The 24,084-nt window shown below is 44.1% G+C and carries 19 protein-coding genes and 1 rRNA gene; 15 read left to right on the top strand and 5 right to left on the bottom strand.

What is annotated here, in order from left to right; translation table 11 throughout:
• Position 1: 1 nt before the first annotated feature.
• The 5 genes from CKY02_RS19200 (at position 2) to CKY02_RS19185 (ending at position 5,520) form a co-directional block, all read left to right on the top strand.
• On the top strand, positions 2–2,437 hold the full coding sequence (locus CKY02_RS19200; protein WP_112896532.1) for a bifunctional aspartate kinase/homoserine dehydrogenase II: 2,436 nt from the start codon (positions 2–4) through the stop codon (positions 2,435–2,437).
• A gap of 322 nt (positions 2,438–2,759) precedes the next feature.
• Positions 2,760–3,644 (top strand): methylenetetrahydrofolate reductase, encoded by an 885-nt coding sequence (metF, locus tag CKY02_RS19195; protein WP_112896531.1) that lies wholly within the window; start codon positions 2,760–2,762, stop codon positions 3,642–3,644.
• A gap of 167 nt (positions 3,645–3,811) precedes the next feature.
• Positions 3,812–3,988 (top strand): hypothetical protein, encoded by a 177-nt coding sequence (locus CKY02_RS24940; protein WP_167405339.1) that lies wholly within the window; start codon positions 3,812–3,814, stop codon positions 3,986–3,988.
• Positions 3,989–4,177: 189 nt separating this feature from the next.
• A complete protein-coding gene (locus CKY02_RS19190; protein WP_112896530.1) occupies positions 4,178–5,113 on the top strand; it encodes a hypothetical protein in 936 nt (311 codons plus the stop codon).
• Between the two features lie 11 nt (positions 5,114–5,124).
• Positions 5,125–5,520, top strand: coding sequence for a type III secretion system chaperone (locus tag CKY02_RS19185; protein WP_112896529.1), 396 nt, complete (start codon positions 5,125–5,127; stop codon positions 5,518–5,520).
• 305 nt (positions 5,521–5,825) lie between these two features.
• On the opposite strand, the gene CKY02_RS19180 is transcribed toward CKY02_RS19185, so the two are convergent.
• The 3 genes from CKY02_RS19180 to argE form a co-directional block, all read right to left on the bottom strand.
• Positions 5,826–6,404: a YolA family protein gene (locus CKY02_RS19180; protein ID WP_112896528.1), complete on the bottom strand. Its 579-nt coding sequence runs from the start codon at positions 6,402–6,404 to the stop codon at positions 5,826–5,828.
• 313 nt (positions 6,405–6,717) lie between these two features.
• Complete coding sequence (gene ppc / locus CKY02_RS19175; protein WP_112896527.1) at positions 6,718–9,354, bottom strand: phosphoenolpyruvate carboxylase; 2,637 nt, start codon at positions 9,352–9,354, stop codon at positions 6,718–6,720.
• A gap of 282 nt (positions 9,355–9,636) precedes the next feature.
• Positions 9,637–10,794, bottom strand: a complete 1,158-nt coding sequence (gene argE / locus CKY02_RS19170; protein WP_112896526.1) for an acetylornithine deacetylase — start codon at positions 10,792–10,794, stop codon at positions 9,637–9,639.
• A gap of 102 nt (positions 10,795–10,896) precedes the next feature.
• Here argE and argC point away from each other — a divergent pair, with 102 nt between their 5' ends.
• The 5 genes from argC (at position 10,897) to oxyR (ending at position 16,577) form a co-directional block, all read left to right on the top strand.
• On the top strand, positions 10,897–11,901 hold the full coding sequence (argC, locus tag CKY02_RS19165; RefSeq protein ID WP_112896525.1) for an N-acetyl-gamma-glutamyl-phosphate reductase: 1,005 nt from the start codon (positions 10,897–10,899) through the stop codon (positions 11,899–11,901).
• Between the two features lie 25 nt (positions 11,902–11,926).
• Positions 11,927–12,700, top strand: coding sequence for an acetylglutamate kinase (gene argB / locus CKY02_RS19160; protein WP_112896524.1), 774 nt, complete (start codon positions 11,927–11,929; stop codon positions 12,698–12,700).
• 68 nt (positions 12,701–12,768) lie between these two features.
• Positions 12,769–13,983, top strand: a complete 1,215-nt coding sequence (locus CKY02_RS19155; RefSeq protein WP_112896523.1) for an argininosuccinate synthase — start codon at positions 12,769–12,771, stop codon at positions 13,981–13,983.
• A 152-nt stretch (positions 13,984–14,135) separates the two neighbouring features.
• Complete coding sequence (gene argH, locus CKY02_RS19150) at positions 14,136–15,515, top strand: argininosuccinate lyase (protein WP_112896522.1); 1,380 nt, start codon at positions 14,136–14,138, stop codon at positions 15,513–15,515.
• A gap of 156 nt (positions 15,516–15,671) precedes the next feature.
• Positions 15,672–16,577 carry a DNA-binding transcriptional regulator OxyR gene (gene oxyR / locus CKY02_RS19145; protein WP_112896521.1) on the top strand — a complete coding sequence of 302 codons (906 nt, stop codon included), beginning with the start codon at positions 15,672–15,674 and terminating at the stop codon, positions 16,575–16,577.
• Here oxyR and sthA read toward each other — a convergent pair.
• Entirely contained in the window at positions 16,569–17,966 is a 1,398-nt protein-coding gene (gene sthA, locus CKY02_RS19140; protein WP_112896520.1) for a Si-specific NAD(P)(+) transhydrogenase, read from the bottom strand. The two genes, oxyR and sthA, sit on opposite strands and share 9 nt — an antisense overlap.
• 374 nt (positions 17,967–18,340) lie before the next feature.
• On the opposite strand from sthA, the gene fabR reads away from it, so the two are divergent.
• The gene (fabR, locus tag CKY02_RS19135; protein ID WP_011148806.1) at positions 18,341–18,985 is read left to right on the top strand and encodes an HTH-type transcriptional repressor FabR; all 645 of its coding nucleotides are present in this window, start codon (positions 18,341–18,343) and stop codon (positions 18,983–18,985) included.
• Positions 18,986–19,008: 23 nt separating this feature from the next.
• Positions 19,009–19,380, top strand: a complete 372-nt coding sequence (locus CKY02_RS19130) for a YijD family membrane protein (RefSeq protein WP_112878973.1) — start codon at positions 19,009–19,011, stop codon at positions 19,378–19,380.
• A 62-nt stretch (positions 19,381–19,442) separates the two neighbouring features.
• On the opposite strand, the gene trmA is transcribed toward CKY02_RS19130, so the two are convergent.
• Positions 19,443–20,543, bottom strand: a complete 1,101-nt coding sequence (gene trmA / locus CKY02_RS19125; protein WP_162120766.1) for a tRNA (uridine(54)-C5)-methyltransferase TrmA — start codon at positions 20,541–20,543, stop codon at positions 19,443–19,445.
• Between the two features lie 199 nt (positions 20,544–20,742).
• On the opposite strand from trmA, the gene btuB reads away from it, so the two are divergent.
• The 3 genes from btuB to CKY02_RS19110 all read left to right on the top strand — a co-directional run.
• Positions 20,743–22,602, top strand: coding sequence for a TonB-dependent vitamin B12 receptor BtuB (btuB, locus tag CKY02_RS19120; protein ID WP_112896519.1), 1,860 nt, complete (start codon positions 20,743–20,745; stop codon positions 22,600–22,602).
• A complete protein-coding gene (gene murI / locus CKY02_RS19115; protein ID WP_112896518.1) occupies positions 22,547–23,410 on the top strand; it encodes a glutamate racemase in 864 nt (287 codons plus the stop codon). Before btuB ends, murI begins: the two co-directional genes overlap by 56 nt.
• 482 nt (positions 23,411–23,892) lie before the next feature.
• A 16S ribosomal RNA gene (locus CKY02_RS19110) occupies positions 23,893–24,084 on the top strand; the annotation flags it as partial.

The raw sequence follows: 24,084 nt of genomic DNA, 5'->3' as shown, positions 1-24,084 counted from the left end.
CATGAGTGCACTGGTAGTTGCAACGGCGGAAAATGACCGCCAATTACATAAGTTTGGTGGAAGTAGTCTCGCGGATGTGAAATGTTATCAACGGGTAGCCAAGATTATGGCTAATTACAGCCAACCCGGTGATTTAATGGTGGTATCCGCGGCAGGCAGCACGACTAACCAGTTAATTAATTGGCTTAAACTTAGCCAGAGCGACCGTATTTCTGCCCATCAGGTACAGCAGGTTCTGCGCCGTTATCAGCAGGATCTGATTAGAGGTTTGCTACCTGAAACTGTTGCTGAAGAGTTGGTGAAGCGTTTTATTGCCGATCTTGAAAAGCTAAGTGCATTACTGGATAAACCCGTTAGTGATGTGACTTATGCAGAAGTGGTGGGCCACGGAGAGATCTGGTCCGCGCGTTTGATGTCGGCTGTGCTTGAAGTTCAGGGTATTCCTAGCGCTTGGGTGGATGCTCGCCAGTTTTTACGCGCGGAACGGGCGGCTCAGCCGCAAATTGATGTTACCCTTTCCCAACCATTGCTAAATCAGTTGCTAACACAAAACCTAAATAAACGACTGGTGGTGACCGGTTTTATCTCCAGTAATCATGATGGAGAAACGGTGTTATTGGGGCGAAATGGCAGTGACTACTCCGCAACTCAGGTTGGGGCTTTGGCAGGGGCGAGGCGGGTAACCATCTGGAGTGATGTTGCTGGTGTCTACAGTGCTGATCCGAGAAAAGTCAAAGATGCCTGTTTGTTACCACTATTACGCTTGGATGAAGCCAGCGAACTTGCTCGTCTTGCCGCACCCGTGTTGCATGCTCGTACCTTACAGCCTGTTTCCTTCAGTGATATTGATTTGCTATTACGTTGCAGCTACCAGCCGGAGCAAGGATCAACGCGTATTGAAAGGGTTTTGGCTTCTGGGACTGGCGCAAAAATTGTTACTAGTCATGATGATGTTTGCCTAATTGAGTTGCATGTGGCCGCTCATCATGATTTTAAACAGATATACAAAGATATTGATCTGTTGTTAAAGCGAGAACAAATTCGCCCATTGGCGACAGGTATCCATCTAGACTGTAATTTGATTCAGCTCTGTTACACTTCCGAAGTGGTGAATAGTGCATTGTGTGTGCTGGAAGATGCTACGCTTCCGGGGAAACTTTCCCTTAGAGAAGGTTTGGCGCTGGTGGCACTGGTTGGAGCTGGTGTATGTAAGAACCCATTACATTGTCACCGTTTTTATCAGCAACTTAAAGATCAGCCGGTAGAATTTATCTGGCATGCGGAGGATGGCATCAGCCTTGTCGCTGTGTTGCGGACTAATCAGACTGAACATGTGATCCAGGGGTTGCATCAGAGTTTGTTCCGGGCTGAAAAGCGGATTGGTCTGATTTTGTTTGGTAAAGGAAATATTGGCTCTCGTTGGTTGGAGTTATTCGCTCGTGAGCAGAAAAACATTTCGGCTCGCAGTGATTTTGAATTTGTTCTGGCCGGTGTGGCGGATAGTCGCCGGAGTTTACTCGACTATCAAGGGATTGATGCTAGTCGAGCATTAGCTTTTTTTGATGACGAAGCGACAGAATATGATGTTGATGAATTATTTCTGTGGATGCGAGCGCATCCTTATGACGATTTGGTGATCCTAGATGTGACGGCGAGTGAAGAACTAGCTCGATGTTACAGTGATTTTGCCAGTTATGGTTTCCATGTTATCAGTGCCAATAAAATTGCCGGTGCTTCCAGTAGCAGTGATTATCGTTTCATTCGTGATGCATTTACTAAAACAGGTCGCCATTGGTTTTACAATGCAACAGTTGGCGCTGGCTTACCTATCAATCATACCGTGAGGGACTTACGGGAGAGTGGTGATACCATTTTGTCCATTAGTGGCATTTTCTCCGGCACATTATCTTGGCTGTTTCTGCAATTTGATGGTTCAGTACCGTTTAGTGATTTAGTTGAACAGGCGTGGCAACAGGGATTGACAGAACCTGATCCGCGTATTGATTTGTCTGGTCAGGATGTGATGCGTAAATTGATTATCCTTGCCCGTGAAGCAGGGTATGAGATTGAGCCAGAGCAAGTGCGTGTTGAGTCACTGGTGCCGAAAGAAGCAGAATCAGGCTCTATTGAACAATTCTTTGATAATAGCGGTGCTATCAATGCGCAGATGGTGCAGCGATTAGCCGCGGCGCAGGAAATGGGCATGGTGCTGCGTTATGTTGCCCGTTTTAATGCGAATGGTAAGGCAAAGGTGGGTGTTGAGGCGGTACGTCCTGATCACCCATTGGCGTCTTTGCTACCGTGCGACAACGTGTTTGCGATTGAGAGCCGTTGGTATCGTGATAATCCGTTAGTGATCCGTGGGCCGGGGGCAGGTCGGGACGTGACCGCCGGAGCGATTCAGTCTGATCTTAACCGTTTGTCACAACTGCTTTAAGCTTTCTAGCCTCCACTGATTGATCAAATGTGATTTCCTTCGCTTGATATTTGAGGTAACGAGAGGGTGGATGTTCTGAACAGGGCATCTTTCCTCATTGCTGTTTTAGGCATCGATCTACTAAAGATTCCTCAATGAATTTTTTTCCGATTCAGGGTGAATATTCCTCACCGATTTAACTCAACTTTGTTGTTGACTAAAAAATGCCGATCCCTCATCTTATTTGGACGTCTAAACGTATAGGTGTTTAGATGTTCAAATAAAAGTAACTGGCAAATTATTAAGATGGGAAATTATTCCGCTTGTTAACGAGGTGCAGGATATGAGTTTTTTTCACGCAAATCAGCGCGAGGCGCTGAATCAGAATCTGGCTGAACTGGAAGGACAGATCCGTGTTTCATTTGAATTCTTTCCACCGCGTACAGCCGAGATGGAAAAAACCCTGTGGAAATCCATTAATCGCCTGAGCACCCTCAAGCCTAAATTTGTTTCTGTTACTTATGGTGCTAACTCTGGCGAGCGTGATCGTACCCATAGCATAATCAAGGGAATAAAAGAAAAAACCGGCCTTGAAGCGGCTCCGCACCTTACTTGTATTGATGCCAGCCGCGATGAATTGTGCGAAATTGCCCGTGATTATTGGAAAAATGGTATTCGCCATATTGTGGCTTTGCGGGGTGATTTACCGGATAACAGTGAAAAACCCAAAATGTATGGTGCTGATCTGGTTGAATTACTTAAGAAAGAAGCTGATTTTGATATTTCAGTAGCTGCCTACCCTGAAGTTCATCCTGAGGCAAAAAATTCTCAGGCTGACCTGATTAGCCTAAAACGAAAAATTGATGCGGGGGCGAACCGGGCTATTACCCAATTTTTCTTTGATGTGGAAAGCTATCTGCGTTTTCGTGACCGCTGTGTTGCCGCCGGAATTGATGTGGAAATCGTACCGGGAATTCTGCCGGTATCCAACTTCCGTCAGCTTCGACGTTTTGCGACAATGACCAATGTTCGTATTCCAAGCTGGATGACCAGAATGTTTGAGGGGCTGGATGATGACCCTGAAAGCTCTAATCTGGTTGGTGCTTCTATCGCAATGGATATGGTGAAGATTTTAAGCCGCGAAGGTGTGAAGGATTTTCATTTTTATACCTTAAACCGCGCAGAACTGAGTTATGCAATTTGTCATACTTTGGGTGTTCGTCCTTAATCATTGGCTCTTATTAAGAAATGTTGCTTAGTAAGAGCATATTTTTTTCGCAGTATTGTTATAAAGAGTGAATTCTTATTATCGGCGGATTCGACTAATATACCTTATGGATTTCAAGATGCATTGCGGCGGCAAGGGAGCGAATCCCCGGGAGCATAGATAACTATGTGACCGGGGTGAGTGAGTGCAGCCAACAAAGAGGCAACTTGAAGGATGACAGGTATATTTACCTATTTACCTATTTACTTATTTACTTATTTACTTATTTACTTATTTACTTATTTACTTATTTACTTATTTACTTATTTACTTATTTACTTATTTACTTATATTGCGTTTTGTAAAGCAGCATTGGGAGTGAAAGCGTCATTCAAAGCAGTTGTGAATGCCTGAAAATCTTGGACACCTATCCCCGGAGAATCCTTTTCTCTGACACCTGAAACAGATAAAAATCAGGTCACTTTTTTACATAAACAGGGCAGGAGAAATACTAAGATACTCTTAATCAACTCAACTTAATTTTGGAAAGAATAATGCATATTCAGCATATTGGCGGCCATACACCGCTTAGCCAAACGCAAGCTCCTCAGTACACTGCATCTTCTCCCCTACTTGAACAGGGTAACCGCTTGTTCGAACAGTCTGTTCGGCGAGGTCCTTTGCATTTCCAGAGTTCGGATCTCAAGCATTTGATCACCGAACTGCGCCAATTGCAGAGTGCTCCCAACAGTGCGCAAGCTCAACGGGTGCAGGATGCTATCCAACACTGGGAGAACCACCACCCTAAAGAGGTGGCGGCCCGTAGCTCCCGCCTTGCCGAGCTTAAACAGGTTCTGGCGGAACAAGGCGCTGTGGTGCGCACACTCCAGCCAAAGGTGATGACGGCCGGTCCCCAAGCGATGTTGCAGCAGGCTATGCCAGCTTTACAGAAGATGGGTACTTACGCATGCACTGATGCCGGCACTTTCGTTAGCAAGCAGAATTCTCATTATCAGCAAATCATGGAGAGATTGAGGTTATTCAATGACAGCCCGGACCGCCTGAGGGGTAACAGCCAGGCCAATATGATGTCCAACATGGCGGCTATCGCCGCTAGACAAGGCAACGTCAGTTTCAACCAACTGCAATCTATCGCCGTCCGGGTCGCTCAAGCTCAGGCTGGTTGCTGCACCACTTTGGCCTACTCTGCGGCAGCCGAACTGATGAAGCACAATCAAAATGACCAGCAGCGCATTGAGGTAGTCGCTCATCGTGGCGCCAAGGGGCATAGCCAGACCCACTGCTTCGTGGTGGTCGGTCGTGATCCCAATAGTGAGCTCAGCAAACCCGAAACTTGGGGCTCCCAGGCATATGTCATCGATCCTTGGGCTGCGACCATAGGTGGTAAACTGCAAGGCACGTCGAGTAATCCTCCGATCGCTAACCTGTGGCCGCCGACTGAATCTGTGTTTGACAACCATAAAAGGTAACAAGGGTAACCATGTTCAATGCCTTATTATCGGAACTGTGCCGACGCCTTGGGCAGACCGAAGAATCTCTGCATTCGGAGGGGCTCGATCTGCCTCTCGGCCCTTTTAGTTTGCATATCCGCCAACGCGATGAGTTGGTAACTTTGTTTATTCCACTAGGTGATGTCGAACCTTGTTCGTTGGCTACACTGGCCGATTGGCCAACATTGCAACTGAGCCGTAGTGGTGAGGGAGAGACTCTGCTTTGGAGCCGTGAATGGTTGGAGAGGCTGGATGCTGAGCTGTTGACCAACTTGGTCGAGCGGATGTTACAGCAAGCCAGGGACCTTACGGCTACGGCACCTATTACTGAAAGCCAAGAATGGCCGCCGTTAAGTATTCAAGGGAGTTCGTGGCACAAAGTTTAGGTGAAAAACCTTAAGAAGCTTTAAGAGATTAATCCGGTGTATTATTGCAAGCCACGAGCGATATTATTTTGTGCATTCGTTATGCCATTCGTTGATTAATGACTTTATTACTGGGTACAGGCACTCCTACAGAGGGAGCCTAACGGAAATAATTTGTGAGAAATTCACCTAGGTAAACTTTTAAATTAATTTTATATATTTGCCTAATTACGAGGCTAAACCATCGGCGTCGATACCTGTGCGTAAAAATGAACAAGGGCGGTTTCCCGCCCCTCTTAATAGACGCCTAAATGGGTTTTAGCAGGTCAAAGAATGCTGATCTGCGTTGACATGGTATTTCGAGGCCAATTAGCAGAAGTGTTCTGGTAACTGAAGATACCATTCTGGTAGCCATCGAGGCTGTATTCTTTCAGGAAGCCAACCACAATTTGGCCCGCAGCACATGGCCAATTGTAGTGCCCGTTTGTAATGCAAACTGGTGTAGAAGAGTACAGTGAGTATGGCAGTGTAGCGCCGTTCATCCAAGCAAAGGAGTTGTAGCCGTAGCCAATTTCCAGAACGGCGGCGCGGAGCTGTTGTCCTCCGTGATTGCAGTTTGTCACCGGCAAGTTGGAAGTGTATTCCCATCCGCAATTCGTCGAGCCAACGGCATAGACCCACATATTGGTTAGCGGAGGTGCGGCGACGTAAGCTACCTCAGACTTAGTGTTGAGCTCCTTCTCTTCAGCTCGGATGGGGCTTTCAGGGTTAGGCAGTAGCTGGGATTGCGCTGCCAGGGCATTTTGAGCAGTAGAGACCTCCTTCGGTTGCTCTGTTTGGGCATAGGCATTAACGCCAAATAAGGAAGCAAGAGATAGCAGCATAGCAAGTTTATTTTTCTTCATGATTAAATCCTCTTAGAAATCGAAAAATCCAATTCTAGGGAAGTGAGCGAAAATCACATTATTAAATTTTATTTATGTAATGATCGAAATTTTTGCGGGGGTGATTGTTTGCTTGCTTATTTCACTGCGGAACAAAGGTGGATAAATTATAAGGAATTTTTCTTTAATTACGCTTCACTTGGTGGAGAATAACCTCTTTTTCGTTGTCTATTGAGCACATTTTGTGCTGGGTTGTCTGGAGACAAAAGATGCCAGTACTGTGCTCAATATTGTCACTACCGTCGCGAGGAGATTGTCGCCTATCTGACAGCAACTAACCTGTATTTCGCATTCCTGCTGCGATACCGGCGATGGTTACCATCAACGCTTGTTCAACCTGAGGATCGGGATGTTGCTGCTGACGGGAACGCAGTAATAGTTCTGCCTGTAAGACGTTTAGTGGATCAGTGTAAACATTACGTAGGGCGATTGATTCTGCAATCCATGGTAAATCTGCCATTAGGTGTTCATCTTTAGAAATGGCTAATACCGTCTTAATATCCGCGGAGAGTTGCTTGCGCAGTTTCTGACCTAACGGCCATAAGTTCTTATCAACCAGACGATGATCATAATATTCTGCCAACCATAAATCAGCTTTGGCGAAGACCATTTCCAGCATACCAATCCGAGTGGTAAAAAAAGGCCAATCACGGCACATTTCTGCTAATACATCCTGTTTTCCATCATTGATAACTTGTTGTAGCGCGGCACCTGCACCTAACCAGGCTGGCAACATTAGGCGATTCTGTGTCCAGGCGAAAATCCACGGGATAGCGCGTAAACTTTCCACACCACCCGCCGGATGACGTTTGGCTGGACGAGAACCTAAAGGCAGTTTAGCTAATTCCTGTTCTGGTGTTGCCGCGCGGAAATAAGGCACAAAATCGGGCTGTTCACGTACATAATCGCGATACATCTTGCAGGAAACATCAGACAGGGTATCCATCACCTGATGCCATTCCAGTTTAGGCTCCGGCGGTGGTAGGAGGTTTGCTTCCAGAATCGCACTGGCATATAAGGCTAAGCTACTGATAGTGACCTGTGGCAGACCGAATTTAAAGCGGATCATTTCGCCTTGTTCGGTCACACGTAGGCCACCTTTCAGGCTTCCCGGTGGTTGGGAAAGCAGAGCAGCATGTGCTGGCGCACCGCCACGGCCGATAGTACCGCCACGACCGTGGAATAAGGTCAGCGTAATGCCCTCTTTTTCACAAACATTGATCAAGGCATCCTGTGCTCGGTATTGCGCCCATGCCGCAGCCATCACTCCGGCATCTTTTGCTGAGTCAGAATAACCAATCATCACCATCTGTTTGTCATGAATCAGTTCGCGATACCATTGAATATTCATTAATTGCTGAATGACATTTTCGGCATTATTCAGGTCATCAAGGGTTTCGAACAATGGGGCAACGGGTAAAGTGAACGGACAACCGGCTTCTTTCAGTAGCAAGTGAACCGCTAATACATCAGAAGGTACTTTAGCCATTGAGATAACGTAAGCGGCGATAGCGTCTTGAGGTGACTCGGCAATGACTTTACAGGTTGCGAAAACCTCTTGCGTTTCAGCGCTTGGTTGCCAGTTATGTGGGATCAATGGACGTTTGGAGTGCAGTTCATACAGTAGGAAAGCCTGTTTTTCTTCTTCTGACCAACTGGCGTAGTCACCTAATTCCAGGTATTGCGTCAGTTCAGAAACGGCGGTTGTATGGCGAGTGCTTTCTTGGCGTACATCAATACGTACCAGCGATAAGCCGAAGCAACGGATACGGCGTAAGATATCTAATAATTGACCGTTGGCAATGATTTCCATCCCACAGGTTTTTAGTGACTGATAACAGGCGTAAAGTGGTTGCCAAAGCTGTTCGTTATCCACCAGCAAATCAGTTGGTGGCAGAACTTGTTCTCCTTTCAGTTGTTTCTCCAAATAGGTCAATGTATTGCTGAGTTGTGTCCGCAATTTTTTAGCAATTTCTCGGTAAGGTTCTAGAATTTCATCACCACCTGCTAGTTTACGAACTTCTGGTGTACATTCAGACATGGATAGCTCAGAAACCAGAACCTGAATATCTTTTAGGAATAGATCGGCTGCTTTCCAGCGGCTAAGCAGTAATACATGACGAGTGACTTCAGAGGTGACATTTGGGTTGCCGTCTCGGTCGCCGCCCATCCAGGAAGTAAAGCGGACAGGTACCGCTTCAACTGGCAGGCTGTAATCAATTGACTCTTCCAGTTGTTCATTAAATTCACGCAGGAATGCTGGTACAGCCTCCCACAAGCTGTTTTCCACCATAGCAAACCCCCACTTCGCTTCATCAATTGGGGTAGGACGGATTTTGCGAATTTCATCGGTATGCCATGATTGGGCAATTAACTGGCGCAGGCGGCGCATAATGTTATTACGCTCATAATCCGCCAGATCATCGTGATCGAGTTGCGATAGACAGGTGTTAACGGCTACCAGTTTATGGATCAATGTACGACGAGCGATTTCAGTTGGGTGAGCGGTGAGAACCAGTTCAATAGACAGTTCATTTACCGCTTTTTTCAGATCGTCATTATTGAAATTTTTTTCTTTTAAGCGGGTGAATAATTTCGCTAACGCAACGGGGTTGCTGGCAGCTTCACCATGCGGGGAGATACTGTGATATTGTTCTGCGACGTTTGTCAGGTTGAGAAATTGATTGAAAGCACGGGCAACTGGTAGCAGTTCATTATTAGATAGGTTTTGCAATGTAGATAATAGCTGCTGGCGGTGTGCTTCATTACCTGCGCGGGACGATTTGGATAATTTGCGGATTGTCTCAACTTTATCGAGAATATCTTCCCCTAAAGCTTCTTTGATCGTGTCTCCGAGCAGCTTACCTAGCATGCTGACATTACTACGCATTGCAGAATATTGTTGGTTCATGTGACTCTTAGCCTTTATTGCTGGCAGGATGTTGATTCTGTTCCTGTAGAAAAATTTCATTTAAGTGGCGGGAAGTTATTTTTTGTGGCGCCACAGTGTTGCATTGACCCTAAGCCCTCATATTCATATCAGAAAATAATCAGTTTGGGCGAAATTTCTAAAATTTAATGGTAGGTCATGGTCTATAAGTATTACTTATGTATCAGAAAGCTTGGGAAGAGTACTTTTGTTAATTGTTATGATGTTTGAGTCCCCCTGACTTTTGGGGGACGAGTAAAACAATTAATTATTGCTTAGACAAAAATGATCTATTAACTGAGAAATTATCTTTCTGGTGGGTTTAATAAATGACATATCAATGAACTCATCCGGTTGATGTGCTTGTTCAATAGAACCAGGGCCAAGGACTAAAGTTGGGCATACTTTCTGAATGAATGGTGCTTCGGTACAGTAGTTGACCGTTTCAGCTTTGCGGCCTAGCAGTTTCTCTATCACGTCAACCATCTTGTGATCGGTTGGGCATTCATAACCGGGAATAGGGGAATGTAATTCATCGATAGTTAAGCGGCCAGGCCAGCGTTGCTTCACTGGTTCCAGCGCTTCATTTAACAGTCCGTTCAGATCCTGTAACGTTAGTCCCGGTAACGGGCGAATATCCATATGCAATTCACAATGGGTACAAATACGGTTTACTGCGTCACCTCCATGAATATAGCCGAAGTTCATGGTTGGGTGTGGAATGGTAAATGCCGGGTTGTTGTAACGCTCTTTTAGCGTATTGCGTAGTTCAATTAGGTGACCAATAGATTCGTGCATCAAGTCAATGGCGTTTATACCACGGTCTGGATCACTGGAGTGCCCGGATTGGCCAACAATGCGGATAGCGTTCGATAAATGTCCTTTGTGTGCACAGATAGGATGCAATAAAGTGGGTTCACCAATAATAGCGAAATCTGGGCGGATAGTGGTACTTGCAGCAAAATAGCGGGCTCCCGCCATTGTCGTCTCTTCATCTGCGGTTGCCAGAATGTACAGCGGACGGGTTATTTTACTGATATCAATGTCCCGCAACGCATCAATAATAAAGGCGAAAAAGCCTTTCATGTCTGCTGTACCTAAACCGTACAGTTTGTTATCGCGCTCTGTCAGGGTGAACGGATCTTTCGTCCAGAGACCTTCGTCAAAGGGTACGGTGTCAGTGTGTCCACACAATAGTAATCCACCTAGGCCACGCCCCAATGTTGCTAGTAGATTGTATTTTCCGAGGGCTTCGGGGACGGGCTGTATCTCAATCTCGAAACCAATTTCTTTCAACCAACTTGCCAGTAGGTTGATGAGAGACTCGTTACTTTGGTCAATACTGACATCGGTGGCGCTGATAGATGGAGTCGCGATTAATTGCCGAAATAGCTCAATAAATGGAGGTAATTTAATATTCACTGTTGACAGCCTTTATTCATGATAGTATCAATATTCATGCATTTTTTTTGAATAAAAATACATTATCCCGTTTGAATACTGAGCATAAGGTAAAGATATCCTATGTTGAATACGCTGGTTGTTGGTGCAAGTGGTTACACCGGAGCAGAACTGGCAGCATATCTGCATCGTCATCCGCATACGAATCTGATTAGACTCATGGTTTCTGCTCAGAGCGTTGATGCAGATAAATGCTTCTCAGATTTACATCCACAGTATAAAGGCATTGTTGATCTACCGCTGCAACCGCTGACTGATATTATTAATGCTGCTAAAGGGATTGATGTGGTTTTCCTTGCCACCGCCCATGAAGTTAGTCATGACATTGCGCCGTTATTTCTGGCAGCAGGTTGCACTGTATTCGATCTCTCCGGTGCCTACCGCGTACAAAATGCTCAGATTTATCAACAATACTACGGATTCAAACATAAGCATACTGAATGGTTGGCACAAGCAGTATATGGACTTGCCGAATGGCAGGCTGAAAAAATCAAACAGGCCCAATTAGTTGCTGTACCGGGATGTTACCCAACAGTTTCTCAACTCTCCCTGAAACCGTTGTTGGAAAATGGTTTGCTGGATACCAGCCATTGGCCGGTGATTAATGCTACTAGTGGTGTAAGTGGAGCAGGCCGGAAAGCCAGCATGACCAACAGTTTCTGCGAAATCAGTTTGCAACCTTATGGAATATTTACCCATCGTCATCAACCGGAGATTGAGGAACATCTGGGAACCAGAGTGGTTTTTACTCCACATCTTGGCAATTTCGCTCGGGGTATTCTTGCCACAATTACCTGTAAGTTGAAGCCGGGTGTTACCGTAGAACAGATAGATGAGGTGTATCGTCAAGCATACAAAGATAAGCCATTGGTAAGGCTTTACAGCAAAGGAGTGCCAGCATTGAAATCCGTTGTTGGGTTACCGTTCTGTGATATCGGTTTTGCTGTACAGGGTGACCATCTGATTGTTGTGGGTACTGAGGATAATCTTTTGAAGGGCGCGGCAGCTCAGGCAGTTCAGTGTATGAATATACGTTTTGGGTTTGAAGAAACTCAGGCATTATTTTAATGATTGACGTGAAGGAGTAGAGCAGATGGAACCTTTAGTCATAAAGTTAGGTGGCGTGTTACTGGACAATGAAGAAGCATTGGAACGTGTGTTTACTGCATTACAGGAATATCGGCAAACACACGAACGCCAGTTGGTTGTTGTTCATGGGGGGGGGTATCTGGTGGATGAGCTGATGGAGAAGTTGCAGCTACCGATAGTGAAGGAACAAGGATTACGAGTAACACCTGCTGATCAGATTGGGATTATCACTGGCGCATTGGCTGGTATCGCCAATAAGACCTTGTTGTCGTGGGCGACGAAATATCAACTTGCATCAGTTGGATTATATTTAGGAGATGGTAATGTGGTCATGGTTTCCCAACTGAGTGAAGAGTTGGGGCATGTGGGGAAAGCGATGCCGGGCGATGCTAAGTTGCTGAAAATGTTATTGGATGCGGGTTATATGCCCATTATCAGCTCAATTGGTGTAACGGATAAAGGGGAGCTGATGAATGTGAATGCCGATCAGGCAGCAACGGCGATAGCTCAGACGCTAGGTGCTGATTTGGTATTGCTCTCTGATGTTAGTGGTATTTTGGATGGTAAAGGGCAGAGAATCCCTGACATAAATGTTGAGAAAGCAGAACAACTTATTGCTCACGGCATCATTACTGACGGCATGATTGTGAAGGTGAATGCCGCTTTAGATGCAGCTAGGACATTAGATCGTCCGGTAGATATCGCCAGTTGGCGTCATGCAGATCAACTGACCGATCTATTTAACGGTGTTCCCGTCGGTACTCGTATTCTGGCTTAAATTAAGTTTGATTAATTTTCGGCAAATCTTTGCTGATAAATAACAACGGAATTTCAAAGGGTAACTTCATGCATACTAAAGATATTAAAAAAATCGTTCTTGCCTATTCTGGTGGTCTGGATACTTCTGCCATTATTCCTTGGCTGAAGGAACATTATGGCAACTGTGAAGTTGTTGCGTTTGTTGCCGATGTGGGGCAAAGCCGTGAAGATTTGGAAGGCGTGGAGCAGAAAGCTTTGCGTTCTGGCGCATCAGAATGTCACGTTGTGGATCTGCGTGAGGAATTCATTAAAGATTATGTTTATCCGGTACTGAAAACCGGTGCTCTATATGAAGGTAGCTATTTGTTGGGCACTTCAATGGCACGCCCCATTATTGCTAAAGCACAGGTTGAATTGGCACTGAAAGTGGGAGCAGATGCACTTGCTCATGGTGCAACAGGTAAGGGTAACGATCAGGTTCGGTTTGAAAGCACTTATACGGCATTGGCCCCTCAGCTAAAAGTAGTTGCGCCGTGGAGAGAGTGGGATTTGCGTTCCCGTGAAGCGTTGCTGGATTATCTGAAAGCGCGAGATATTCCAACCACCGCAACATTGGAGAAAATTTACAGCCGTGATGAGAATGCGTGGCATATCTCTACCGAAGGTGGCGTACTGGAAAGTACTTGGAATGCATCCAATAAAGATTGTTGGGTGTGGACAGTCGATCCAGAAGAGGCACCAGATGAAGCTGAATTGGTCAGTGTCACTATTGAGAAAGGCGAGGTTGTTGGGGTTAGCGGCAAGGTGATGTCTCCATATCAATGCCTTGAAGCGCTGAACATTCTGGGAGTAAAACATGGTATCGGCCGTATCGATATCGTGGAAAACCGGCTGGTGGGAATGAAATCTCGTGGTTGTTATGAGACGCCGGGAGGAACCATCATGATGGCTGCGTTGCGTGGTGTTGAACAACTGGTTCTGGACCGTGATAGCTTTAAATGGCGTCAGCAGCTTGGGCTAGAAATGTCTTATGTCGTTTATGACGGACGTTGGTTTGCCCCGCTACGTCAATCTATTCAGGCCGCGGCTGAGGCGTTGGCTGCGGATGTCAGCGGTGAAGTAGTACTGAAACTCTATAAAGGTCAGGTAACAGCGATCCAGAAAAGATCAACAAATAGCCTTTATTCTGAAGCGTTTGCAACGTTTGGTGAAGATGAGGTTTACGATCACAGCCATGCAGCAGGATTTATCCGTCTGTATTCTCTCCCTTCGCGCATTCGGGCATTAAATAGTAAAGAGTAATTTCATCGTTCGTAGTTATGGAGGTAATGACCAGATCGTGAATTCATCCTTGTATTTGATTTATCGAGTCTATTATCTCCATGTTGCGAATGAAATTGCTGTTTATGAAAGGTAATCAATCACTCAGACATCAGATAATCAGGAACGAAAATATGGCACTTTGGGGCGGGCGTTTCAGTCAGAAAGCAGATCGACGGTTCAAACAATTTAACGATTCACTTCGCTTTGATTACCGGTTGGCGGAACAGGACATTACCGGTTCAGTTGCATGGTCGAAAGCGTTGATAACGGTTGGTGTGCTGACCGTTGAAGAACAACAAAGACTGGAGCTGGCATTAAATGAATTGTTGAATGAGGTTCAGGCTAACCCACAAGCCATCTTGCAAAGTGGTGCAGAAGATATCCATAGTTGGGTAGAAGGGCAGTTGATCAGTAAAGTTGGCGATCTGGGTAAGAAGCTCCACACTGGTCGTAGCCGTAATGATCAGGTGGCAACAGATCTCAAACTTTGGTGTAAAGAATACATTTCACATCTCCATCAGGCAATTGTGGAGTTACAGCAGGTATTGGTGATTACTGCGGAGAATAATCAGGATGCAGTGATGCCGGGCTATACCCATCTGCAAAGAGCACAGCCTATCACATTTGCTCACTGGTGCTTGGCATATGTAGAAATGTTGGTCCGTGATGAAAGTCGGTTACAGGATACTTTGAAACGGCTGGATACCAGCCCGCTTGGGTGTGGTGCATTGGCTGGAACCGCTTATGATATTGACCGCGAACAACTAGCATCATGGCTAGGTTTTGTTTCAGCGACGCGTAACAGCTTGGATAGCGTTTCAGATCGTGACCATGTATTGGAACTGCTATCTAATGCCAGTATCAGTATGATCCATCTTTCCCGCTTTGCGGAAGACCTAATTTTCTTTAATAGCGGTGAAGCCGGGTTTATTGAACTGTCAGATCGAGTCACTTCCGGTTCTTCTCTGATGCCACAGAAGAAAAACCCGGATACACTGGAGTTAATTCGTGGGAAATGTGGCCGGGTGCAGGGGGCATTGACCGGTATGATGATGACCTTGAAAGGTTTGCCGCTAGCCTACAATAAAGATATGCAGGAGGATAAAGAAGGGTTATTCGATGCGCTGGATACTTGGCTGGATTGTTTACATATGTCCGCGTTGGTGTTAGATGGTATTCAGGTCAGGCGTTCACGTTGTGCGGAAGCCGCTAAACAGGGTTATGCTAACGCGACTGAATTAGCTGATTATTTGGTTGCAAAAGGTGTTCCATTCCGAGAAGCTCACCATATTGTTGGGGAAATTGTGATTATGGCGCTTGCCCAGGGGCAGGCATTGGAAGCGTTGTCATTGGCAGAGTTGCAGAAGTTCAGTAGTGCAATTACTGAAGATGTATATGATATTTTGTCTTTGCAATCTTGTCTGGACAAACGCCTTGCAAAGGGGGGAGTGTCGCAAAAACAGGTTATGAAAGCGATTGCAGAGGCTAAGCAGAGGCTAAAATTAAGTTAGTCATCATAATAGTAGGGGGGATTAATTTATCCCCTGTAAAATAAATGAGAGCTTTATATATAAGTTCTTAAGGATTATCTGATAGTCTTTTCCTCACATTGATATAATTATCTATTGGTAGTTTCTATCATTTATATTAAATATGTTGAGGTGGGAATGAATATCCGCGATCTGGAATATCTTGTGGCGCTTGCGGAGCATCGGCACTTTCGCCATGCTGCTGATTCTTGCCACGTTAGCCAGCCTACGTTGAGCGGGCAAATTCGTAAGCTTGAGGATGATCTGGGTGTCATGTTATTGGAGCGCACCAGCCGTAAAGTTTTGTTCACGCAACAAGGGATGTTATTAGTAGAACAAGCCAGAACAGTTCTCCGCGAGGTGAGGATTTTGCAGGAAATGGCGTCACTTCAAGGGGAAAACATGTCTGGTCCTCTGCATATTGGTTTGATCCCGACAATTGGTCCATATCTGTTGCCTCATATTATCCCTGGGCTTCATAGTTTGTTTCCTAAGTTGGAAATGTATCTATATGAAGCCCAGACTCAAAGTCTGTTAGCCCAGTTGGATAGTGGCAAATTGGACTGTGCGATTCTGGCAATGGTTAAGGAGACAAGAGCTTTCATTGAAGTGCCATTGTTTGAAGAACCCATGAAACTAGCTATCTATGATGGCCATTCTTGGGCAGAGCGTAAAAAAATCGCTATGGATGAATTGGCAGGTGAAAAATTGTTGATGTTAGAAGATGGTCATTGCTTGCGTGATCAGGCAATGGGGTTCTGTTTTCAGGCGGGCGCGAAGGAAGATACCCATTTTCGTGCAACCAGTTTGGAAACCCTGCGTAATATGGTTGCTGCTGGTAGTGGAATAACCTTATTGCCTGATCTGGCAGTGCCACAAGAGAAAAAACGTGATGGCGTCTGTTATCTGGAGTGTGGTAGCCCTGAACCTAAGCGGCCTGTTGTTTTGATTTATCGTCCTGGTTCACCTCTGCGTGGTCGCTATGAGCAACTAGCAGAGGCTATTAGAGCTAAAATGGGCACTTATTACGGGCAATCAAAATAGCCGGTTAAGCCCGTTTAAAGCTGCGACACGATAGGCTTCAGCCATAGTTGGATAGTTGAAAGTAGTATTGACGAAATATTCGATAGTATTACTTTCACCTTTTTGTTCCATAATCGCTTGGCCGATATGAATAATTTCAGCCGCACGTTCCCCGAAACAATGAATGCCAAGAATCTCTTTTGTTTCTCTGTGGAACAGTATTTTCAGGCTTCCTACGTTCATCCCCGCAATTTGTGCGCGTGCAAGATGTTTAAATTGTGCGCGTCCAACTTCATAAGGCACTTTCATTGCTGTTAATTGTTGTTCGGTTTTACCTACAGAGCTAATTTCAGGAATGGTATAGATACCCGTTGGAATATCTTCAATCAGATGAACTTCGGCGTTTCCTTTCGTCATCGCTTGGGCGGCAATTCGGCCTTGATCATAAGCAGCTGAGGCTAGGCTTGGATAGCCGATAACATCTCCTACAGCGTAGATATTTTCGTTGCTGGTTTGATAGATCTTATTAACTTTCAGTAAACCGCGGCTATCTGCTTCCAGACCAACGTTTTTTAGCCCTAAAGTATCCGTATTACCTGTTCGACCATTAGCATAAAGCAGACAGTCAGCTTTGACTTTTTTACCGGATTTAAGGTGAACGATAACACCATCATCAACACCTTCAATTTTAGAATATTCTTCATTGTGGCGGATCACTATACCGCTATTCCAGAAATGGTAAGAAAGTGCATCTGACATCTCTTGATCAAGGAAAGCGAGTAAGTGATTACGAGTGTTAATCAAATCAACTTTTACGCCTAATCCACGGAAGATTGAAGCATATTCGCAACCAATCACTCCGGCACCGTAAATAATGACATGCCGTGGTTCATGATCCAGTTTCAGAATGGAATCGCTGTTATAAATACGGGAGTGAGTGAAATCGACATCTGGCGGACAATATGGGCGAGAACCAGTTGCGATAATAATCTTATCTGCGTTTAAAATATCGTGGCTATCGTCAGCATAGCGCACACTCACCCGGTGGTCATCAATGAATGTTGCTTCTCCGGAAAACATACGACACCCATTACGTTCGTAAAATCCTTGACGCATTCTAGTTTGCTGATTAATTACCATTTCAGCACGGCGTAAGATTTCAGCAAATGAAGAGCGAAGAACGCGGGAATTATCACTGTACAGAGGGTTTTGGTTAAATTCAATAATACGACTGACGGCGTGGCGGAGGGCTTTCGACGGGATGGTACCCCAATGAGTACAACCACCGCCGACATTATTATAGCGTTCAATAACAGCAACGCTTTTACCCTGTTTCACCAATCCCATTGCTGCTCCTTCTCCACCGGGACCAGAACCAATGACAATGGCGTCAAAATGAATATGTTGCATAGAGGAGAGACCTGTTTTTACACAAAATTACAACGCTATATTAACATCGGTTGACTTAATAACCCAATCCTCATAAGGAGTTTATGTCATCGTTTAGGGTGAATTGAACATAGTTTTACCCGCTATGCTGATACCATGAAGTTTTTGGAAAATAAATAATTATCTAACGATCGAATTAACAAAGGGGGAATGCTCCCTTAATGATTTTCTGACTACGCGTAGTCACTTTTATCATCTTAATATCTAATAAGAAAATGCGCTGAGAAAATGACATGGATCATTATAAATGACATGACAAGCATATCATTACGGCAAACGCGTTAAAATTTGGTATATTTCCTAACATGTAGTTCAGATAAAGAGTCAGGATTCGTGTGAGTAACATTATCGGCATCAGAGCGAAACAGAAAGAAAAAACTCGTCGTTCACTGATTGAAGCTGCTTTCAGCCAGTTGAGTGCTGAAAGGAGTTTTACCAGCCTTAGCTTGCGTGAAGTCGCCCGTGAAGCAGGTATTGCACCTACTTCATTTTATCGTCATTTCCGCGATGTTGATGAGCTTGGGCTGACTATGGTGGATGAAAGTGGTTTGATGCTACGTCAGTTAATGAGGCAAGCTCGACAACGTATTGCTAAAGGTGGCAGTGTCATCCGCACATCTGTTTCAACTTTTATGGAATTTATCGGTAATAATCCAAATGCATTCCGATTATTATTACGTGAACGTTCGGGGACTTCTGCTGAATTTCGTGCCGCTGTCGCACGGGAAATCCAACATTTTATTGCTGAACTGGCAGACTATTTAGAACAGGAAAGCTGTATGCCGAGGCATTTTACTGAGGTGCAGGCAGAGGCAATGGTAACAATAGTATTCAGTGCCGGTGCAGAAGCATTGGATATTGATTTGGAGAAAAGACAGCGTTTAGAAGAACGTTTAGTCTTGCAGCTACGGATGATTGCTAAAGGTGCATATTATTGGTATCGCAAAGAAATGAACCCACCGAACCCTAAACTTAAATAACTATGAAGGAGGAGAACGCAATGATGGAACAATATCGCCAGGACAAAAGTACATTGTTACTCGCTTTTATTGTCGGATTAGCAACGAATGGAACGTTTTCAGCAGTTTTTAGCTCAGTTGTTTCTTTTTCAGTTTTCCCATTGATAACACTGATTTTATCAATTTATTGTATCCATCAGCGCTATTTAAATTATTCAATGCCAGATGGGATGCCTAAGTTAGTTGTTGCTTGTTTCCTCTTAGGATTATTTAGTTATAGTGCGATTATCAGGGTTGAATACCCTGAAATTGGCTCTAATTTTCTGCCCGCAGTAATGGGTACCGTATTGGTATTTTGGATTTACAGAAAGGTAAAAATTCGTAAAAACCAGGCAATTACAGAAAATTGTCATTAATTGATGAAAAACGCCGGAGAAATCTATCTGCCGGCGTTTTTGTTTTATATGTTCGTCAAGTATCAGTTTAATTTTTCCAGAAGCACGCCGCATTCCATATGATGAGTATAAGGAAACTGATCAAACAGGGCCAGATGGCTAATTTTATGCGTTTGGGTTAATGTTTCCAGATTATGGCAAAGGGTTTCCGGGTTACAGGAAATATAAAGAATCCGTGGATATGTTTGGACCATCTCAAGCGTTTTTTCATCAAGGCCGCTACGTGGCGGATCGACAAAGATAGTTTCACATTGATAGCTTTTTAAATTGATTCCCTGAAGGCGATTAAATTCGCGTTCACCATTCATTGCTTGGGTGAACTCCTCTGCTGACATTCGGATAATTTGTACATTATCAATACCGTTGGCTGCAATGTTGTATTGAGCGGCAGCAACGGATGGCTTGGCAATTTCTGTTGCCAATACTCGTTCAAAATTTTGAGCTAATGCCAGAGAGAAATTGCCATTACCACAATAGAGCTCAAGTAAATCACCTTTTGAATCTTTGGTAATATTAATTGCCCATTCAAGCATATGAATATTGACGCTAGCATTTGGTTGGGTGAAGCTATTTTCCACCTGGCGATAAATCATTTTTCGGCCTGCAACAGGTAAAACCTCATCAATATAATCATGATCCAATGTGATTTTGGTTTTAGCGGCTCTGCCAATTAACTCAACGTCAAATCCTTTATTTCTTAACGCTTCACGCAGTCTTAATGCCTGTTGTGTCCATTCATCACCCAATTTTTTGTGATAAAGCAGAGAAACAAGGATTTTATTACTGCAAGTAGACAGATAATCAATTTGAAATAGCTTATGACGTAAGATCTGTTCAGATCTAATGGAGTCAATTAATACTACCATCATTTTGTTGATTAACTTACTGGCGACAGGGAATTGAACAAGGCGAATACGCTGTTTCGTCTGTTGATCGAACATAATATGGTACAAATCATCCTGCTCATGCCAGATTCGAAATTCTGCTCGCATTCTGTAATGAGATAGCGGTGAGCGGAAAACCTCTGGCCCCGGGGGTTGGAAAGGCACCATCATGTTTTTTAAACGGCTGACTTTCTCCGTCAGTTGCTGTTCATAGCTTTCCGTTGGCAGGAGATTTTGCATTATGTTTGTTCTCTTATATCTGTAGTAAGAAAAATTTTCGTGCAAAATTGTAGGGGAAGAGCAAAGAATGTCCAGTTTTCTTATTACTCATACACGATCCTGTCTATGCTTACTATTATGAATAGGTTCAACTATGAATAGGTTCAACGCTTCATCGTAGCGTGTCCTTCTAACAATAAATTGTGGGATGTTTTCTCTCATGATAAATAAAAAGCGGTTATTATTATCCACTGTTTCAATCATGGTAATTTCTGGTTGGAATCAAGCCTCTGTTGCGGTGGAGTCGCAGGATTCATTGGTTGTGACGGCGAGTCGTTTTAAACAGCCGGTATCAAGCATACTGGCTCCTTATACTGTTGTAACACGGGATGAAATTGATCGTTGGCAGCCAAATAGTGTAGCCGATATTTTGCGTCGTCTACCCGGTGTTGATATTGCGCGGCATGGAGGTATTGGACAGTTAAGCTCTTTGTTTATACGTGGTACTCATGCTAGTCATGTATTGGTATTGATGGATGGAATACGTTTGAATCAAGCGGGCATCAGTGGCTCCTCTGATTTAAGCCAAATACCTGTATCATTGGTTCAGAAAATTGAATATATCCGTGGACCACGTTCTGCTGTTTATGGTTCTGATGCTATTGGTGGTGTTATTAATATCATCACTACCAGAGAGAAACTAGGAACCAGCTTTAATGTAGGTATCGGCTCACATGGTTATCAAACTTATGATGGCGCAACTCAACAAACGATAGCTGAAAATACAGTTCTGACAGCAGCAGCTAACTATACTTATACCAAAGGATACGATGTTGTTGCTGATGGTAATACCGGTGGTTTTAGACAACCTGATCGTGATGGCTTCATGAGCAAAATGCTTTGGTTGGGAGTCGATCAAAAATTTAATGAGCAAGTCAGTGGATTTGTTCGAGCTTATGGCTATAACAATAGAACATCTTATGATGCGGATATTAATTGGAGCTATCCATATGCCAGACCGGATACTCGTGAACTTTATAGCCGCCACTATGACATGGGAGTCAGATTTAACCAAGGGATCTACTCATCCCAGTTAATTACCAGTTATAGTCATACAAAAGACTATAACTTTGATCCTCAATATGGACGCTATGATAAGTCTGCTAGCCTTAATGATTCTGAACAATATAACTTGCAATGGGGGAATACTTTTCAGCTATATCATGGCATGGTCAGTACCGGTGTGGATTTCCAAGAACAATCGATAGAAGCTGGAACCAATTATATTCCGAAGAGTAAAACGGTACGTAATACAGGAATGTATCTGACAGCACAGCAACAGCTGAAAGATTTTATTTTAGAAGGTGCAATTCGTTCAGATAAACATTCAGAAGCTGGCTGGAATACTACATGGCAAGCCAGTTTAGGTTGGGAGTTTATTAAAGATTATCGCTTGATCGCTTCTTATGGTACGGCATTTAAGGCTCCAACGCTTAGCCAGATGTATGGTTTTGGTGGTAATCATGATTTGAAGCCGGAAGAAAGTAAACAATGGGAAGGCGGTATTGAAGGCATCACAGGCCAGCTAAATTGGCGTCTGACTGTATATCGCAATGAGATTGAGCAATTGATCGATTATGCAAATAGTCGCTACTACAATATTGGTAAAGCAAAAATTAAAGGTGTTGAGTGGACTAGCTTAATAGACACTGGCATATTTCAGCATCAATTGACAATACAGTATATTGACCCCCGTAATAGTGAAACTAATGAAATTTTAGTTCGTCGTGCGAAGCAGCAAGTGAAATATCAACTTGACTGGCAGTTATATGATTTTGATTGGGGGTTAACTTATCAATATCTAGGGCGGCGTTATGACAAGGATTTCAGTACATTCCCGGCTAAGAGTGTGAAATTAGGTGGCGTCAGCTTTTGGGATTTAACAGTTTCATATCCAGTCACTTCTTATCTGACAATTCGTGCTAGAATAGCCAACCTGCTTGATAAAGATTACGAGACAGTTTATGGCTATCGCATTCCAGGACGTGAATACTACCTCACTGGGAGCTATAACTTCTGATTTAAATAAAGCCGCACGCCCAACAGTTTTAGTGTTTGATTCTGGGGTAGGTGGCTTATCTATTTACCAAGAGATCCGACAATTATTACCAGATCTCCATTATATATATGTTTTTGATAACGAAGCATTCCCTTATGGTGAAAAATCGGAAGAGTTTATTGTTGAACGAGTCGTTCAAATTGTTGGTGCTGTTCAGCAAAAACACCTTCTGACAATAGTGGTTATTGCATGTAACACTGCCAGTACAGTCAGCTTGCCAGCTCTACGTGAGCGGTTCAGCTTTCCGGTTGTTGGTGTGGTTCCAGCGATAAAACCTGCTGCAAAGTTAACTCGTAATGGTATCGTTGGATTATTGGCGACTAGAGCAACAGTTAATCGTTCCTATACAAAAGAACTTATCGAAAAGTTTGCGACAGGTTGCAGGGTTGAATCTATAGGTTCTTCTGAATTAGTAGAATTAGCTGAAATTAAACTGCATGGTGGTAAGGTTTCTTCCGATATTTTAAAAAAGATACTGAAACCGTGGCTTAGAATGAAAAAACCACCTGATACAGTGGTATTGGGTTGTACCCATTTTCCACTATTAGCAGAAGAATTAGTTCAGATATTACCTGATGGCACGCGTTTAATTGATTCTGGTGTTGCTATTGCTCGAAGAACGGCTTGGTTGGTTAAACATCAGAATAATCTTGTTTGCACTTCAGCAGATAGTCTTGCTTATTGTATGAAAGTGAATGCTGATACTGATGCATTAATCCCCGTTTTGCAGGAATATGGATTTTCAAAACTAGAAAAATTGATAACTTAAGTTAAATTTGATGAAATAATCATCGATCGTTAACTTTTTTCAAAATAATTATTGCCAACGCCAAAGAACGCCCTATAATGCGCCACCACTGACCGACACAACGCTGATAAACATTGTGAGGTCGGGCAGAGAGAAAGCTAACAAGTGCTTGACTCTGCGGGCGAAAAGCGTAGTATACGCAGCCCGGCTGAACGAGAATATCATGTTTTATTTCAGCCTGCTCTTTAACAATTAATCAGACAATCTGTGTGGGCACTCACAAGACCGTATCACAAAAAAATACGTTTTAAAGTCTTGAAGAGTGAACAACAGTTAATTCATTACGAATTAATTTAGTAACGTTATTTTGGCGGGATAACGCGAAGGCAAGCGAGCAGCACCGAGGCAGTACATTAGTACGGCGAGGTGTAGCGCAGTGAAGCCGACAAAGTTAGCCAAACAAAAGAGCGTTAATCAGTGAGATTCTTTGAGCATCAAGCTTTGAATTGAAGAGTTTGATCATGGCTCAGATTGAACGCTGGCGGCAGGCCTAACACATGCAAGTCGAGCGGTAACAGGAAAGTGCTTGCGCTTTTGCTGACGAGCGGCGGACGGGTGAGTAATGTCTGGGGATCTGCCCGAGGGCGGGGGATAACCACTGGAAACGGTGGCTAATACCGCATAATGTCGCGAGA

The organism is Photorhabdus bodei (assembly GCF_003287735.1).
Lineage (GTDB): Bacteria > Pseudomonadota > Gammaproteobacteria > Enterobacterales > Enterobacteriaceae > Photorhabdus > Photorhabdus kayaii.
This window is presented reverse-complemented; position numbering and strand designations above follow the sequence as displayed.